Annotated in this window: 7 protein-coding genes; 1 reads left to right on the forward strand and 6 read right to left on the reverse strand. The window is 72.0% G+C overall.

The window, feature by feature from the left end; genetic code table 11:
- Window positions 1–40 precede the first annotated feature (40 nt).
- Entirely contained in the window at window positions 41–3,700 is a 3,660-nt protein-coding gene (gene cobN, locus H181DRAFT_RS10200) for a cobaltochelatase subunit CobN (RefSeq protein WP_045864044.1), read from the forward strand.
- 138 nt (window positions 3,701–3,838) lie between these two features.
- Here the strand turns inward: cobN and H181DRAFT_RS10205 are convergent, their stop codons facing one another.
- From H181DRAFT_RS10205 to H181DRAFT_RS28335, 6 genes are all read right to left on the reverse strand, one after another.
- Window positions 3,839–5,017, reverse strand: coding sequence for an acyl-CoA dehydrogenase family protein (locus H181DRAFT_RS10205; RefSeq protein WP_078895677.1), 1,179 nt, complete (start codon window positions 5,015–5,017; stop codon window positions 3,839–3,841).
- A gap of 361 nt (window positions 5,018–5,378) precedes the next feature.
- The gene (locus tag H181DRAFT_RS10210) at window positions 5,379–7,208 is read right to left on the reverse strand and encodes a choline/carnitine O-acyltransferase (protein WP_045864045.1); all 1,830 of its coding nucleotides are present in this window, start codon (window positions 7,206–7,208) and stop codon (window positions 5,379–5,381) included.
- A 105-nt stretch (window positions 7,209–7,313) separates the two neighbouring features.
- Window positions 7,314–8,165 (reverse strand): hypothetical protein, encoded by an 852-nt coding sequence (locus tag H181DRAFT_RS10215; RefSeq protein WP_045864046.1) that lies wholly within the window; start codon window positions 8,163–8,165, stop codon window positions 7,314–7,316.
- 51 nt (window positions 8,166–8,216) lie between these two features.
- Window positions 8,217–9,086: a HalD/BesD family halogenase gene (locus H181DRAFT_RS10220; protein WP_045864047.1), complete on the reverse strand. Its 870-nt coding sequence runs from the start codon at window positions 9,084–9,086 to the stop codon at window positions 8,217–8,219.
- A gap of 420 nt (window positions 9,087–9,506) precedes the next feature.
- Window positions 9,507–10,862, reverse strand: coding sequence for an ABC transporter substrate-binding protein (locus tag H181DRAFT_RS10225; RefSeq protein ID WP_045864048.1), 1,356 nt, complete (start codon window positions 10,860–10,862; stop codon window positions 9,507–9,509).
- Window positions 10,863–11,572: 710 nt separating this feature from the next.
- Complete coding sequence (locus H181DRAFT_RS28335) at window positions 11,573–17,062, reverse strand: Ig-like domain-containing protein (RefSeq protein WP_078895642.1); 5,490 nt, start codon at window positions 17,060–17,062, stop codon at window positions 11,573–11,575.
- Window positions 17,063–17,122: the final 60 nt, after the last annotated feature.

Below are 17,122 nucleotides of genomic sequence, written 5' to 3' on the forward strand. Positions count from 1 at the left end.
TTCACCGCCCGGGGCGCGGACCCCGAGGAAGGCCTGCCGCATGATTCTGCTGCTGTCCACGTCCGACACCGATCTGCTCAGCGCACGCTCCGCGGCCGGCCCGGTGCCCTACCGCTACGCCAACCCCTCCCGGCTCACCCTCGAAGAGCTTCCCGGACTGCTGGACGGCGCCGAACTCGTCGTCGTACGGCTGCTGGGCGGGGTGCGTGCCTGGGAGGAAGGGCTGGAGGCCGTCCTCGCGCAGGGCCGCCCCGTCGTGGTCCTCACCGGTGAACAGGCCCCCGACGCACAGCTGATGGAGCACTCCACGGTGCCCGTCGGCATCGCCACCGAAGCCCACGCGTACCTCGCGCACGGCGGCCCCGCCAACCTGGAGCAGCTCGCACGGTTCCTCTCCGACACCGTCCTGCTGAGCGGGCACGGCTTCGAACCGCCCGCGCCGGCGCCCAGTTGGGGACCGCTGGAGCGGACGGACCGGGCGGAGGGCGACGGGCCGGCGGTGGCGGTGCTCTACTACCGCGCGCACCACATGAGCGGCAACACGGCGTTCGTCGAAGCCCTCTGCCGTGCCATCGAGGACGCCGGCGGCCGGCCGCTGCCGCTCTACGTCGCGTCGCTGCGCACACCGGAACCCGAACTGCTCGACGCGCTGCGGCCGGTGGACGCCGTCGTCACCACCGTCCTCGCCGCCGGAGGGACGAAGCCCGCGGAGGCCTCGGCGGGCGGCGACGACGAGGCGTGGGACGCCGGAGCGCTCGCGTCCCTCGACGTGCCCGTACTCCAGGCCCTCTGCCTCACCAGTCCCCGCAGCGCGTGGGAGGAGAACGACGAGGGGGTCTCCCCGCTCGACGCGGCCAGCCAGGTCGCCGTGCCGGAGTTCGACGGCCGCCTGATCACCGTGCCGTTCTCCTTCAAGGAGATCGACGAGGACGGCCTGCCCGCCTACGTCCCCGACCCCGAACGTGCCGCCCGCGTCGCCGGGACCGCGGTCCGCCACGCCCGGCTCCGCCGGACCCCCGCCGCGGAGAAGCGCGTCGCGCTCGTGCTGTCCGCCTACCCGACGAAGCACTCGCGGATCGGCAACGCCGTCGGTCTCGACACACCGGCCAGCGCGGTCGCGCTGCTGCGCCGGATGCGCGACGAGGGCTACGACTTCGGGCAGGGTGAGGACGGCGCCGAGCCCGTGCCCGGACTGGAGTCGGGCGACGGCGACGAGCTGATCCGCGCCCTCATCGAGGCGGGCGGGCACGACCAGGACTGGCTCACGGAGGAGCAGCTGGCCCGCAACCCCGTGCGTGTCCCGGCTGCCGACTACCGCCGCTGGTTCGCGCAACTCCCCGCGGAACTGCGGCAGTCGGTGGAGGAGCACTGGGGGCCGCCGCCCGGTGAGATGTTCGTCGACCGCAGCCGCGACGAGGACGGCGAGATCGTCCTGGCGGCGCTCCGCAGGGGCAACCTGCTGATCCTCATCCAGCCTCCGCGCGGCTTCGGCGAGAATCCCGTCGCGATCTACCACGACCCCGATCTGCCGCCGTCCCACCACTACTTGGCGGCCTACCGGTGGATCGCCGCGCCCCGCGAGGGGGGTACCTCCCACGCCGAAGGCCGCGGGGGAGGAGGGTTCGGCGCCGACGCGATGATCCACCTCGGCAAGCACGGCAACCTGGAGTGGCTGCCGGGGAAGAACGCCGGCCTGTCCGCCGCGTGCGCACCCGACGCCGCCCTCGGCGACCTGCCCCTGATCTACCCCTTCCTCGTCAACGACCCGGGCGAGGGCACCCAGGCCAAGCGCCGCGCGCACGCCGTGCTCGTCGACCACCTCGTGCCGCCCATGGCGCGCGCCGAGTCCTACGGCGACATCGCCAGGCTGGAGCAGCTCCTCGACGAGTACGCGGCGGTGTCCTCGATGGACCCGGCGAAGCTGCCCGCCATCCGCGCCCAGATCTGGACGCTCATCCAGGCGGCGAAGCTCGACCACGACCTGGGCCTCGAAGAGCGTCCCGACGACGAGGGCTTCGACGACTTCCTGCTGCACGTCGACGGGTGGCTGTGCGAGGTCAAGGACGCCCAGATCCGCGACGGCCTGCACGTGCTGGGCGCGGCGCCGCAAGGCCCCGAGCGCGTCAACCTCGTCCTCGCCGTGCTCCGCGCCCGACAGATCTGGGGCGGCACCACCACCCTGCCGGGGCTGCGCGAGGCGCTGGGCCTGGACGAGTCGGCCGCCGACCGCGGCGGCGCGGACGCAGCGGAGGCCGCGGCCCGCTCCCTCGTCGAGGCGATGGAGGACGCCGGCTGGGACCCGGGTGCCGTGCCGGGGACAGTCTCCGAGCTGCCCGAGGAGCAGCGTCAACAGGTCGGCGCCGTACTGGACTTCGCAGCGCGCGAGGTCGTGCCGCGGCTGGCGGCGACCACGCAGGAGATCGACCACGCCGTGCACGCCCTCGCGGGCGGCTCCGTCCCGGCGGGGCCCTCCGGCTCCCCGCTGCGGGGCCTGGTCAACGTGCTGCCGACGGGCCGCAACTTCTACTCCGTCGATCCCAAGGCCGTGCCCAGCCGTCTGGCCTGGGACACCGGCACCGCCCTCGCCGACTCCCTCCTGGAGCGCTACCGCGCGGACAACGGCGAATGGCCGAGCTCCGTCGGCCTGTCCCTGTGGGGCACCAGCGCCATGCGCACGTCGGGCGACGACATCGCGGAGGCGCTGGCGCTGCTGGGCGTCCGCCCCGTATGGGACGACGCGTCGCGGCGCGTGACCGGACTGGAGCCGGTGCCGCTGGAGGAGCTGGGGCGCCCCCGCATCGACGTCACGCTGCGCATCAGCGGATTCTTCCGCGACGCCTTCCCGCACGCCGTCGGGCTGCTCGACGACGCCGTCCGGCTCGCCGCCTCCCTGGAGGAGTCCGCGGAGGACAACCGCGTACGGGCCCACGCCCAGGCCGACTTGGCCGAGCACGGCGACGAACGGCGCGCCACCACGCGCATCTTCGGCTCGCGCCCCGGCACGTACGGCGCGGGCCTGCTACAGCTCATCGACTCCCGGGACTGGCGCACCGACGCCGACCTGGCCGAGGTCTACACGGCCTGGGGCGGCTACGCCTACGGCCGCGACCTCGAAGGGCGCCCCGCCCGGGAGGAGATGGAGACCGCCTACCGGCGCATCGCGGTCGCCGCGAAGAACACCGACACGCGTGAGCACGACATCGCCGACTCCGACGACTACTTCCAGTACCACGGCGGGATGGTCGCCACCGTGCGGGCGCTGCGCGGCACCGCGCCCGAGGCGTACATCGGCGACTCGACCCGGCCCGAGACCGTGCGCACGCGCACCCTCGTCGAGGAGACGTCACGGGTCTTCCGCGCCCGCGTCGTCAACCCCCGCTGGATCGCGGCGATGCAGCGGCACGGCTACAAGGGGGCCTTCGAACTCGCCGCCACCGTCGACTACCTCTTCGGCTACGACGCGACGACCGGCGTCGTCGCCGACTGGATGTACGACAAGCTCGCCTCGGTCTACGTGCTCGACCCGGAGAACCGCGCCTTCCTGCAGGAGGCCAACCCGTGGGCTCTGCACGGCATCACGGAGCGCCTCCTGGAGGCGGAGTCCCGCGGCATGTGGGCCAAGCCCGACCCCGCCGTCCTGGAGGAGCTGCGGCGGATCTTCCTGGAGACGGAAGGCGAGCTGGAGGACGACGACGGGTGAGCCGGACGGTTCCGGCATCCCGGCGCCTCAACCTCCTTGTGGCGGACGTGAGTTGAGCCCGGCGAGGGGGCCCCGCTGCCGCGGCGGGGGCCCCGGCGCCCGGCGAGGCGGCGTTCCGCTGACGCCGCCGCGGCAGCGTCAGCGGAACGCCGCCTCGCCCGTCAGCGCCTGCCCGATCACGAGTTGGTGCACCTCGGACGTCCCCTCGTACGTCAGCACGGACTCCAGGTTGTTGGCGTGCCGCATCACCGGATACTCCAGGGTGATGCCGGCGGCGCCGAGCACGGTGCGGCACTCGCGGGCGATGCCGATGGCCTCCCGCACGTTGTTCAGCTTGCCGAGGCTGACCTGCTCGGGACGGAGCGAGCCGGCGTCCTTCAGCCCCGCCAGGTGCAGCGCCAGCAGCATCCCCTTGCCCAACTCCAGCGACATGTCCGCGAGTTTGGCCTGGGAGAGCTGGTACGCGGCGAGGGGCTTGTCGAAGATCTCGCGCTCCCCGGCGTAGGCGATCGTGGTCTCCAGGCAGTCGCGAGCGGCGCCCAGAGCGCCGAAGACGATGCCGTACCGCGCCTCGTTGAGGCACGACAGCGGCCCGGAGAGCCCCGCCGCGTCCGGCAGCACCGCCGACTCCGGCAGCCGGACGCCCTCCAGCACCAGCTCGGAGGTCACCGACGCGCGCAGCGACATCTTCTTCTTGATCTCCGGCGCCGAGAATCCGGGGGTGTCGGTCGGGACGACGAAGCCGCGGATCCGCTCGTCGGTCTGCGCCCACACCACGGCCACGTCCGCCACCGAGCCGTTGGTGATCCACATCTTGGTGCCGTCGAGCACCCAGTCGGAGCCGTCGCGCCGTGCGCGGGTGCGCATGCCCGCCGGGTTGGAGCCGAAGTCCGGCTCCGTCAGCCCGAAGCAGCCGATCGCCTCGCCGGCGGCCATCGCCGGCAGCCACCGCTGCTTCTGCTCCTCGCTGCCGTACCGCCAGATCGCGAACATCGCCAGCGACCCCTGCACGGACACCAGCGACCGCAGCCCCGAGTCGCCCGCCTCCAGCTCCATGCAGGCCAGGCCGTACGCCGTCGCGCTGGTCCCCGCGCAGCCGTAGCCCGTCAGGTGCATCCCGAGCACGCCGAGCGAGCCCAGCTCCTTGGCGAGGTCCCGGGCGGGGACGGAGCCGGCCTCGTACCAGTCGGCCAGCTTCGGCTTCACCTTGTCCTCGACGAACCTGCGGACGGTGTCCCTGATCGCACGGTCCTCCTCGCCGATGAGCGAGTCGGTGCCGAACAGGCCGAGCGGGCTCTGAGGTGTCACGGGGGCCACGGAGATCTCCTCGTCCACGGACGGCGCTTCCACGCCGGCACTGCACAGCGCTTCCACGCCGCGCACTGCGCCGGTGTCCACGCCGCTGTCTGCGTCGGATCCTTGGGCACGCTACAGGCCGACCTGCGGCGAAGCCACGGCGCACCACGCAAGGTGAGACCGCTGCCACACGGCGTTCCCGGGGCCCCGCTGCCGGTCGCCCGGCTTCAGCCGGCGGTGTGCCCGCCGTCGACGGTCACGCGCTCGCCGGTGATGAAGGGCCGCGGCCCAGGGCCTTCATGCCGGGCAGCGCGGCACCTGTCCGCCCCGGGGCCGGCAGCGCCGTCACGCCTGGCGCCGCGGGCCCCGTGGGCGGGGCGGTTCAGGCGTCCGTACGGCCTTCCGCGAGCAGCTCGCGCAGCTCCGCCACCGCGTCCCGCAGGCAGTCGGCGAAGGTGTGCATCTGCCCGGCCACCGTCTTCGGCGTGCTCAGGTACAGGTTGAAGCGGTCCGGCAGCAGGACGTAGGCGACGCCGATGCAGCGGCTGCTCGTCGAACCGAAGCCGAAGTACTGGATGTTGACGGACGGCGCGGAACTCGTGCTCAGGTAGTCGTCCCGCATCGTGAGCCACCCCGGCGTGCGGAAGAGCGCGGGCTGCTCCGGCACGCCGATCTCCTCGCCACGCCTGCGCTGGATCAACTCCAGTTCCCACAGGTGCTGTTCGGGTGCCTCCACGGCCTGGCACTCCTTGGCCCGCGCCACGTGCTTCTCCGCCGCGGCGCGGAACGCGGCACGCCGCGCCTCCCCGTCGGCGGCCTCGTCGTCCATGGCGGCCACGAAGTCGAACATCTCCGGCGTGACGACGCGCATCGCCTCCGTGCGGCCGTGGCGGTACTGGCGCGTCGCGATCGACTCGTACGTGGCGCCGAGGTGGCCCTTCGCCCTCTTGTGCGCGAGCTGGTAGGCCAGCTGCACGAACGCGTCGGGCGACACCCCCAGCGACTTGGCGGTGCTGCTGCCGAAGTCCTCGAAGGAGACGGTGCGGGTGGCGGTGTCGCGTCCGTACTGGGCGAACGCGTCGGCGGCGGAGCGCACACGCTCCCGCAGCGAGTCGTCCAGCGCGAAGTCGACGGGCTCGACGGCGGGCTGCCCCTGGGAGCGTGCCCCCGCGGCGGACGAGTGCTCCTCGGGGGTGGTGTCCAGGAGCGCGTCCGTGAAGCTGAGGACGGTGGTGCCGTCCAGCTGGCAGTGCTCGATGTTCAGACCCGCACGCCCGTCCTCGAAGACCACGATCGAGACCGCCTTGTCGAACCAGCGGTTGCCGCGGTCGCCGTGGAGCAGCTCGTCGCACGCCTCCTGGACGCCGGCCGGTGCGAAGTCCTCCAGGCAGACGCAGAACAGGGCCGTCTCGATGACTTCGAGCGACTCCGCGTTGCCGGGGTGGAGCGCGATCAGCGACTCCCGCGTCGCCGCCCACTCGGCGCGGGCCATCGTCGTGAGGTGCCCCACCGAGGAGTCCGGCGCGGCCGGTTCGGCTGCCGCCTTCATCACCGCCCGCAGTCCGGACTCCAGATCGCCGAGGCTGTGCGGCGTGCCGTCCTCGCCCAGGACGTCCATGCGGAACATCCGGCCCTTGTGCAGGACCACGAGGTGACGCTCGCGCGACGGGCCCGGCCACGCGTCGGAGTACGGAGTGCGGGAGGTGTCCAGCTCGGCGCCGGGGATGCGGGTGCTGGAGAAGAGGTACTTGTGCTGCTCCATCGACTGCGGGCGGCCCCGGAGCACCACCGGCGGGATGGTCTCCTCGTCGATCTGCCGCTTGTAGGCGACCGCGCCGGCGACGAGTCCGGCGGCCCGCTCGACCTGGGTCTGCGGCGCGTCCTGGAAGAGGAAGAAGAAGTTGGCGTTGAGAGCGATCCGGTCCCGGCGTCCCAGGTAGCGGTACGGCCAGAACGTGTCCAGCCAACTGTTCACCTCCTCGCGGGCGTTGTACTCCTCAAGCGCGGAGTGCAGGGCGCGTCCCCAGCCGCCGGGCCGCAGGAACTCCTCGACCTCGGCCCGCGTCGCGGCGAGTTCGCCGGGTGTGAGCAGCGGTGCGCACCAGGAGAGGAACCGCTCGCAGCTCTCCTCGAGGGTGGGCAGCGGCACGCGCGGCAGGGAGTCCTCCTGCGCGAAGGTCGGGACGGTCGCACTTCCCTGACTGCTGTTCAATTCTGCTCTCGCTTCGGTTCGTTGATACGGGTGACGGGTGACGGGTGACGGGTGTGCGCGGACGTTGCCGGCTCCGGCGCGGCGGCCGCAGAGCGCCGGCGGTCTCTACGACGGCGGGCCGGACGGGCCCGTGCCGGCGGGACGGGAGAGGTGGAGCTGCGCGTACAGCCAGCCTTCCTCCTCCAGGCCCCCGGGATCCACTCCGGCTTCCTTCATCGTCCGCAGCACGAGCGCCTGCTCCTCCTCGGAGGCGAAACGGCGCTGCCTGTGCACCTCGTCGAAGCGGACGGTCTCGTAGCCCAGCTGGGCGAGCGCCTTCTCGACGGGGTCGAAGGGAAACATGCGGAGGACGAAGTGCGCCATCCAGGGCCGGTGTTCACCCATGGAACGGACGATACGCGTAAGGGTGCGCCCGGTGACGTAGCCGATGCACCCCGTCGAGATCACCAGGTCCGTCCCGGCGAACCGGGCCCGCTGCTGCGCCGTCGGCTCCTCCTGTTCCAGGTCGGCGTGGACGGCCTCGTCCAGGAACCCCGCTTCCAGGGCGTACGCCAGCGCGCTCGCGGAGGTGTCGAGCCCGATGAACCGGGTGCGGCGGACGGGCAGATGGGATCTCGCCAGCTTCCGGTCCCGGGCCAGCAGGGCGGCGGTGGTCTCGGCCGGTGCCGCTCCGTCCGTGCCCGCGCGCTCGTCGTGGTAGCGCGCGTACATGGCGTCCATGGTCACGTCGTACTTCAGCAGCGCCGCGTTGATGCCGTAGGAGCAGCCGACGTCCAGGATCTTCGGCACCTCCACGCCCCGTGCCTGCCGGTACTCGTCGATGAGCTTCACGAAGTACGGCTTGGCCTCCTGGGGGACGCGGTAGTCGAGGCGGCGGAGCTGGGTGAAGTAGGCGCGCGGATCGGGCTGCGTGTAGATGTGGTCGAGCGAGACCTTGCCGGTGGCGTCGAAGCGCACGGGATTTGCTCCTGGGAGTCGTCGCGGTGGGGGAGTCGCGGCCGGGCGGGGTCAGTCCAGCAGCCGGTCTCCCCGCACCGCTCTGCCCTCGGCGGCCAGATGCTCGGGCAGGACGCGGCCGAAGAGCTGCCGCGTACGCGAAACGCTGCCGATGACGCCCGGGCGCTCGCTGTAGGCGAAGATCGCCGAGTGCCTGGCCAGTGAGCCGCGCACCGGGCTGACCCTGTGCAGCGAGTAGCGGCCCTTGAACAGCTGCAGGTCCCCCGGGCGGAGAGGCAGCCGCCGGACCCGCTCGCCGCCCTCGCCCGCCAGCACGTTCCGCACCGCGGGGAAGTTCTCCTCCTCGGCGCTCCGGATGTTGGGGCAGTACTCGAAGACGCCGCCGTCCTCCGCCGCCTGCGTGAGCATGCTGACGGTGAACTCGTTGGTGTCGAAGTGCCAGGGGTGTTCCATGCCGGGCTCGACGACGTTGAGGACCAGCCCGGAGAGCGGATCGGCCAGTTCGTGCAGCTCGCGCAGTTCGAAGCAGCGGGCGACGAACTGCTGGAAGAGCGCGTGCGAGTAGAGCCGGCTGATCAGCGAGCCGGCGGGGACGCGGTCGCGGGGGACGAAGGCGTTGCCCCGCTCGAAGGCGGTCCGGCCGGGATGGTCCTCGGGGAGGTCCTCGTCGACGGCCATGTTGTAGACGTTCACGGTCGCGACGTCGAAGTGGGCGCGGGGAGCCATGGCCGCGCACTCACGCTGCAGGAGTCCCTGCAGCGACGGGCGGATGAAGTCGGGGAGCACCGTGCAGCCGTCCGCGGCCAGTTCACGCCGTGCGCGGGAGACGACGGCGGCGCCCGCTTCGCCGTCCAGGTCCGAGAGGGGATAGCGGTCCGAGTCGACCAGGTCTTCGAGGGGCAGGGCTTCCGAAGTGCTCATCAGGTCCTCTCCGGAACTCTCAACTCTACTGAGTAGTAACAGAGTTGAAGCTCCCACAGGCGGACCTGATTGTCTGTGACACGCCACACGCGGCCATGGTCCGCGGTGGCGGGGAGGGATGCGGAGCGAGAGCCGGACGGGAGTGGGAACGCGGCCGTGCGCATGCAGGAGCGCGTGTCCGGGGAGCGGTTCGGCGCAGGCGGCGCCCTGCCGGCACGCGCGCGGACGCCATCCGCGACGCGGCTGCCCGCGTGGGCCGATGTGCCTGGACGGCCCTGTCGGCGGGCGGGTTCGGTGGGACGGCCCCCACGCCGTCACCACCAGCCGGCGTCCGGCGGCTGCTCTCGCGAGCCGGACGTCGGCGCTGCGCCCCCCGCGGGGGAGTTCAGCGTCGTGCTGTACCGATGTCCTCCCCGCCGGTCACCCCGTACCCGTGGCCGAAGCGTCGAGGTAGGCCTTGGCCGCCGCGGCGTCCAGCTTCCGGGCGGTCGCCTCCGGGTTGGACGGGTCCCGCACGAAGTCCTGCAGGAGCTGCCACTCGCCCTGCCCGGGAGTCCCGCCGAACGGTCCCGGCGCCTGGTCGGACATGTCGAACTGCACGGCCTCGCCCGCGTCCACGAGGGACTTGGCGACCTTGCGCGTCGTCTCGTTGGGGTAGGCGTCCAGGTCGAGGTTGATGTTGGGCGAGAGGAAGCCGCCCTCCTTGGCCCATATCGAGGCGGCCTTGGGGCTCGCCAGGTACTCGATGAAGGACATCGCCAGGTCCTTGTTCTTGCTGTCCTTCATCGCGACCGCGGCGTCCCCGCCGCTCAGCACGGGCGCCTCGCCGTCGTCGACCTTCGGGAACGGGAAGAAGTTGGCGACCTTGTCGACGTCCTTCTTCGCCTCTCCGGCGATGAGACCCGCGACGAAGTCGCCCTCGTAGACCATGGCCGCCTTCGGCTTCTTGCCGAAGACCGCCTCCACGGACTCGGCCAGGTCGGTCCGCAGGGCTTCCGTGCCGCCTCCGGCGGTCAGGTCCTGGTCGTTGGTGAGCTTGCCGAGCGTCTTCAGCGCCTTGACGACGGTCGGGTCCGTCCAGCCGATCTCGTTGGTGGCGAGCTTGGCGTAGTTGGTGGGTCCGGCCTGAGCGAGATAGATGTTCTCGAACCAGTCGGTGAGGGGCCAGGCGTCCTTGCCCGCGACGGAGAACGCCGGGTAGCCCGCGGCCGAGAGCTTCTTGCCGACCCTCAGCATCTCGTCGTAGTCGGTCGGCGGCAGCACCTCGGCCTTGTCGAACGCCTTCGGGTTGTACCAGACGGTCGACTTGTGGGACGCCTTGAAGTACAGGCCGTAGAAGACGCGCCTGTAGCTGCCGTAGTTCTGCCACACCAGCGCGAAGTTGCGGGCGGCCTCGAGTTCGACGCTCGGCGGCAGCGGTTCGAGCCAGCCCTTCTGCGCGAACTGCTGGAGAACGCCGACCTGCGGCACCATCGCCACGTCGGGGGCCTTCTTGCTCTTGATCTTGTCGCGGATGAACGCGGCGAAGTCGTCCACGCCGGTCGCCCGGCTGGACTCGAACTTCACCTTGGCGCCCGTCTTGGCCGTGAAGCCGTCCAGCACCTTCCGGAAGGCCTTGCCCTCTCCGCCGTCCCAGGTGCCGGCGACCGTGAGCGTCTGGCCGCTGAACTCCTGGTCGCCGGAGCCCTGATTGAGGCTGCTGCAGGCAGTCGCCGTGAGGACGAGCGCCACGGCGGCCGCAGACAGTCTAGATAGCGCTTTGTGAGGTTTTCTCATGGTTTCTCTTTCAAGGCAGCTTGTCCGTGTGCTGGGTCGCGCCGTTCACCTTTCGCTGTAGAGCGCGTTTTGCTGGCGCAGCAGCCGCCTCGGCCGGAGAGGGCGAAGCGGTCGTACGCCGGGCCCGGAGCGGTGCTGGAACTCCCTGTTCAACTGTCCTTCGCCACGCGAAAACGAGCGTTGGACGGGCGTCCTCAGAACGCATGCTGCCCTCGCCGCACGGGTGGCGCCCAGGGCGCGTCCTGGCCCGTCACGGCATCAGACGGGCTGGTCTGACCCGACCGGTTCGCGAGGTGTTCGCGCCAGACAACGTAGTGGAGTGAGTTCAGCAGCGACACGGTTGTTGCAGAATGCGACGAAAAAATCTCAGACGGTGCCCGCGCGTTCCGCATCAGGGCTTCTACGGCGGCCAATTCACCGGGAAAGTCGAGTACGTCGACAAAGTCGTGAAGTGAAGAAAAGTCGAATAGCGCCGGGTGAACACGAATATCCCAGTAGGGCGGCTCGGGGGTGATACGCGGAGTAACCTCACGCCCCTGTCCGGGCCGGAGCCCGCACATGCCGCGCGACCCGCCGCGGCCGCGGCCGGCACCCCGCCGCGGAGGCACCCGATGCACAGCCATGCCGGGCCGCGTGGAGCGGCCCGGCGTGGTGTGCGCTGGTTCGGTCGGTCGGTGGGACGTCGGATCGGTGGACGTAGGGGAGATGGATCAGGGCAGCGGCGGCGACGCCAGGAACGTCAGCGGTGCCGTCGTCGTCGAGGCGCTGAGGCAGCCGTCCCCTGCGAAGCTCGCCCGGTACGTGTTCGCCGTGATGACGATCGGGGTGACCGGGCGGTTCGGGGGAGCGATCGTCGCCACGCCCGACGCGTCGGTGACCGCGCTGCCGATCACCGTGGTGCCTCCGGCGCGGTTGGCGACGAAGGTCACCGTGCGCCCGGCGATCGGGTTGTTCGTCGCCGTCTCCCTGAGCGTGGCGCTCATCGCCGGGATGACGAACTGGCCGTTCGTGCGCACCCGGACCTGCGCGGGGACGGCGGTCAGGGTCGTACCCGTCGTGCCGGGCGTGACCGTCACCGAGCCCGAGGAGCCCTGGCGGCAGGTGTCGCCGTTGTAGGTGGCGGTGACGGTGCCGCTCCCCAGGGTCGAGGAGCTGATGCAGGCCTGGCCGGTGCCGTCGAGGGTGGCGGTCTGGTTGAGTCCTCCTGGTCCGGTGAAGGTGACGGTTCCGGTGGGTGTGCCCGAGCCGGGCGCGTTGGTGGTGACGGTGGCGCAGACCTGCACGGGCTGCCCGCACCCGGGACCGCTGGGGGTCGCGGTGACGGTCGTCGTGGTGCTCGCCGGGTTGACCGTGACGGCGCGGGTCCCGGTCGAGGTGGTGTGGCAGGCGTCGCCGTTGTAGGTGGCGGTGACGGTGCCGGTGGCGAGGCCGGTGGTGGTGACGCAGGCCTGGCCTGCGGCGTCGAGGGTGGCGGTCTGGTTGAGTCCTCCTGGTCCGGTGATGGTGACGGTGCCCGTCGGGGTTCCCGAGCCGGGCGCGTTGGTGGTGACGGTGGCGCACAGCTGGACGGACTGCCCGCACACCGAGGAGTTGGGCGTGGCGGTCACCGCGGTGGTCGTGGACGCGGCGTTGACCGTGACGTCCGCCGTGTCCGAGGAGCCCTGGCGGCAGCTGTCGCCGTTGTAGGAGGCGGTGACGGTGCCGGTGGCGAGGCCGGTGGTGGTGATGCAGGCCTGGCCGGCGGCGTCGAGGGTGACCGTGGTGTTGAGTCCGCCGGGGCCGGTGAAGGTGACGGTACCGGTGGGTGTGCCGGAGCCGGGCGCGTCGGTGGTGACGGTCGCGCAGACCTGCACGGACTGCCCGCACACCGACGGGTCGGGTGTGGCGGTCACCGCGGTCGTGGTGGTCGCCGAGGTGACGGTGACGGTGGCCGTGTCCGCCGAACCGAGGTGGCAGGTGTCGCCGTTGTAGGTGGCGGTGACGGTTCCGGTGGCGAGGCCGGTGGTGGTGACGCAGGCCTGGCCGGTGCCGTCGAGCGTGGCCGTCTGACTGAACCCGCCGGGGCCGGTGAAGGTGACCGTTCCGGTCGGGGTCCCCGAGCCGGGCGCGTCACTGGTGACGGTCGCGCAGACCTGCACCAGCTGACCGCACACCGACGTCTCCGGGTCGACCTCCATCGCGGTCGTCGTCGCGGAGGCGTTCACCTCGACCGTGGTGCTCCCGGACGACGGCGCACCGCACCCGTCGCCGTTGTAGGTGGCGGTGACGGTGCCGGTGGCGAGACCGGTGGTGGTGATGCAGGCCTGGCCGGCGGCGTCGAGGGTGGCGGTCTGGTTGAGTCCGCCGGGGCCGGTGAAGGTGACCGTTCCCGTCGGCGTACTGCCGACGACGTCGAAGGAGACGTCGGCGCACACTTCGACGGACTGCCCGCACACGGACGGGTCGGGGTCCGCCGTGACGGTGGTGGTCGTCGCGGCCGGGTTGACGGTGACGGTGGTGGACCCGGTGGAGCCGGCGAAGCAGGGGCTGTCGCCGTTGTAGGTGGCGGTGACGGTGCCGGAGGCCAGCACGGTCGTGGTGACGCAGGCCGCGCCCGAACCGTCCAGCGTCGCCGTGGTGTTGAGCCCGCCCGGCCCAGTGAAGGTCACCGTCCCCGTCGGCGTGCCCGAACCTGGCGCGCTGGTCGTGACGGTCGCGCAGATCTCCACCGGCTCGCCGCACGACGAGGGGTCCGGGTCGGCCGTGACGGCGGTGCTCGTGGACGCGGCGTTGACCGTGGCGGTGGCGCTGCCGGTCGAAGCGGCGTGGCAGGCGTCGCCGTTGTACGTGGCGGTGACGGTGCCGGAGGCCAGCTCCGTCGTCGTCAGGCAGGCTTCGCCGGTGCCGTCGAGCGTGACGGTCTCGGCGAACCCGCCGGGACCGGTGAAGGTGACGGTTCCCGTGGGTGTGCCCGAGCCGGGTGCGCCGGTGGTGACGGTGGCGCAGACCTCCACGCTCTGTCCGCACTGGGACGGGTCGGGGGAGACGGTCACAGCCGTGGTCGTGGTAGCCGGGTTGACGGTGACGGCCCGCGTCCCGGAGGAGCCGAGGTGGCAGGCGTCGCCGCCGTAGGTGGCGGTGACGGTGCCGGTGGTCAGGCCGGTGGTGCTGACGCAGGCCTGGCCGGTGCCGTCGAGCGTGGCCGTCTGGTTGAGCCCGCCCGGGCCGGTGAAGGTCACCGTGCCGGTGGGCGTCCCGGAACCCGGGCCCGCGGTGGTGACGGCCGCGCACAGCGTGACGCTCTGCCCGCAGACCGAGGTCGCCGGGAAGGCGGTGACCGCCGTCGCGCTGGCGGCCGGGTTGACGGTGACGGTGGTGGACCCGGTGGAGCCGGCGAAGCAGGGGCTCTCGCCGTTGTACGTGGCGGTGACGGTGCCGGAGGCCAGCACGGTCGTGGTGACGCACGCTTCGCCCGAACCGTCCAGCGTCGCCGTGGTGTTGAGCCCGCCCGGCCCGGTGAAGGTGACGGTTCCGGTGGGTGTGCCCGAGCCGGGTGCCTCGGTGGTGACGGTGGCGCACAGCGTGACGCTCTGCCCGCAGACCGAGGGCGTCGGGAGCGCCGTGACCGAGGTGGCCGTGGCCGCCGGTGCCACGGTGGCGGTGAACGTCCCCGTCGACGCGGCAGCACAGGGGTCGCCGTTGTAGACGGCGACGACGGCGCCGTCCGTCAGCCCCGTCGTGCTGAAGCAGGCTTCACCCGAACCGTCCACGGGCACGGTGGTCTCCGCGCCGCTGGCCAGGGTGAAGGTGACGGTGCCCGTCGGCGTTCCCGCTCCCGGACCGTCGACGGTCACGGTGGCGCAGACCTCGACGGTCTGGCCGCACACGGACGGGTCCGGGGCGGCGGTGACGGTGGTGGTCGTCGCGGCCGGTTCGACGGTGACGCCGAGCGTGCCCGTCGAGGGGTCGTGGCAGGCGTCGCCGTTGTAGGTGGCGGTGACGGTGCCGGTCTCCAGATCGGCGGTGGTCGTACAGGCCTGGCCGGTGCCGTCGAGCGTGACGGTCTCGGCGAGTCCGCCCGGGCCGGTGAAGGTGACGGTCCCGGTGGGCGTGCCCGAGCCGGGTGCGTCGGTCGTGACGGTGGCGCACAGCTCGACCGGCTGCCCGCAGACCGACGGGTTCACGTCCGCGGTGACGGCGGTGGTGGTCGCGGCGGGGCCGACCGTCACCTGGAACGTGCCGGCCGATCCGGCGAAGCAGGGGCTCTCGCCGTTGTAGGTGGCGGTGACGGTTCCCGTCTCCAGGACCGCGGTGGAGACGCAGGCCTGGCCTGCGGCGTCCAGGGTGACCGTGGTGTTGAGTCCGCCGGGGCCGGTGAAGGTGACGGTTCCGGTGGGTGTGCCCGAGCCGGGCGGCTCGGTGGTGACGGTGGCGCACAGCTGCACGGACTCGCCGCACACGGACGGGTCGGGGACCGCTGTGACCACGGTGGCCGTGTCTGCCGGATCGACGGTGACGCCGGCGGTGTCCCCCGAACCGGAGTGGCAGGGGTCGCCGTTGTAGGTGGCGGTGACGGTGCCGGTGGCGAGGCCGGTGGTGGTGGTGCATGCCTGGCCGGCGGCGTCGAGGGTGACCGTGGTGTTGAGTCCGCCGGGGCCGGTGAAGGTGACGGTTCCGGTGGGTGTGCCCGAGCCGGGCGGCTCGGTGGTGACGGTGGCGCACAGCTGCACGGACTGCCCGCACACGGAGGTCCCCGGCTCGACGGTCAGAGCCGTCGCCGTGTCGGCCGGATCGACGGTGACCGTGGCCGAGCCGGCGGAGCCGCTGTTGCAGGCGTCGCCGTCGTACGTGGCGACGAGCACCCCGCTCGACAGCGCCGACGTCGTCAGGCACGCCTGGCCGCCGCCGAGTGTGACGGTCTGGCTGAAGCCGCCGGGGCCGGTGAAGGTGACGGTTCCGGTGGGCGTTCCGGTGCTGGGCGCGTCCGCGGTGACGGTCGCGCAGACCTCGACCTGCTCACCGCACACGGACGAGGCCGGGTCGAGCGTGACCGTGGTCGTGGTGGCGGCGGGCGTGAGGACGAGGCCGACGCCGGCGGAGGAGCCGTTGAAGCAGGCATCACCGTTGTAGGTCGCCGTGTACGCGCCCTCCACCAGCACGTTGCTCGTCAGGCACGCCTGGCCGCCGCCGAGTGTGACGGTCTGGCTGAAGCCGCCGGGGCCGGTGATGGTGACGGTTCCGGTGGGCGTTCCGGTGCTGGGCGCGTCCGCGGTGACGAACGCGCACAGCTCCACGGGCTCACCGCAGACGGCCGGGTTCGGGCTCGCCGTGAGGAGGGTGCTGCTCTCCGCCGGTTCGACGACGAGGTCGACGGTGCCGATCGAGGAGAGGTTGCACTCGTCGCCGTTGTAGGTGGCGGTGACGGTCCCGTCGGGCAGGACGCTGCTCGTCAGGCACGCCTGGCCGGTCGCGTCGAGCGTGACGGTCTGGCTGAAGCCTCCGCCGGCGGTGAACGTGACCGTTCCCGTGGGGGTGCCGACGCCCGGGGCGTCCGTGGTGACGACGGCGCACACGTCCACGGGCTCGCCGCAGACGGCGGGGTTCGGGTTCGCCGTGACGGTCGTGGTGGAGTCGGCCGGGCCCACGGTGACGTCGAACGTGCCCACCGATCCGGCCGCGCAGTCGTCGCCCTCGTAGGTCGCCGTGACCGTTCCCGTGGTCAACTCCGTGGTCGATACGCAGGCTTGGCCGCCGGCGTCGAGCGTCGCCGTCGCGGTGAACCCCCCGGGGCCGGTGAAGACGACATCGCCGGTGGGCGTGCCCTCACCCGGCACGTCGATGGTGACGTCCGCGCAGAGCGTCACGAGCTGACCGCAGACGGAGGGGTCCGGGCTTGCGTTCACCGTCGTGGTCGACGAGGCCTGGTTGACCGTGTGCGTGTCGAGAGGGGACGACGACGGGTCGAACGTGCCGTCGCCGGAGTACACGGCGACGGCGTCGTGCACACCCACGCTGAGGTCGTCGAAGACGGCCTGCGCCTGGCCGGCTCCGTCCAGCGGGACGGTCACCGACGGGCCGTCGTCACTGACGATGAACGTGACCGTGCCTGTCGGCGTGCCCGTGTCGGGCGGGACCACCGTCACCACCGCGGAGAACGTGACGGGTTCGCCGCACACGGACGGGTCGGGTGCCGAGGATATGGTCGTGGTCGTGCTGGGCATGGAAGGCCTCTCTTACAGCGGTGCGGAATCTCACGGAACCGCGGGCTGACGGAAATCCAG

This window comes from Streptomyces sp. WMMB 714, assembly GCF_900090125.1.
Classification (GTDB): domain Bacteria; phylum Actinomycetota; class Actinomycetes; order Streptomycetales; family Streptomycetaceae; genus Streptomyces; species Streptomyces daqingensis.

Excerpts from the sequence above, each read along its gene's own strand:
- H181DRAFT_RS10220 (WP_045864047.1), bottom strand. The coding sequence starts at position 9,086 with ATGAGCACTTCGGAAGCCCTGCCCCTCGAAGACCTGGTCGACTCGGAC.
- H181DRAFT_RS10225 (WP_045864048.1), bottom strand. The coding sequence starts at position 10,862 with ATGAGAAAACCTCACAAAGCGCTATCTAGACTGTCTGCGGCCGCCGTG.
- cobN (WP_045864044.1), top strand. The coding sequence starts at position 41 with ATGATTCTGCTGCTGTCCACGTCCGACACCGATCTGCTCAGCGCACGC.
- H181DRAFT_RS28335 (WP_078895642.1), bottom strand. The coding sequence starts at position 17,062 with ATGCCCAGCACGACCACGACCATATCCTCGGCACCCGACCCGTCCGTG.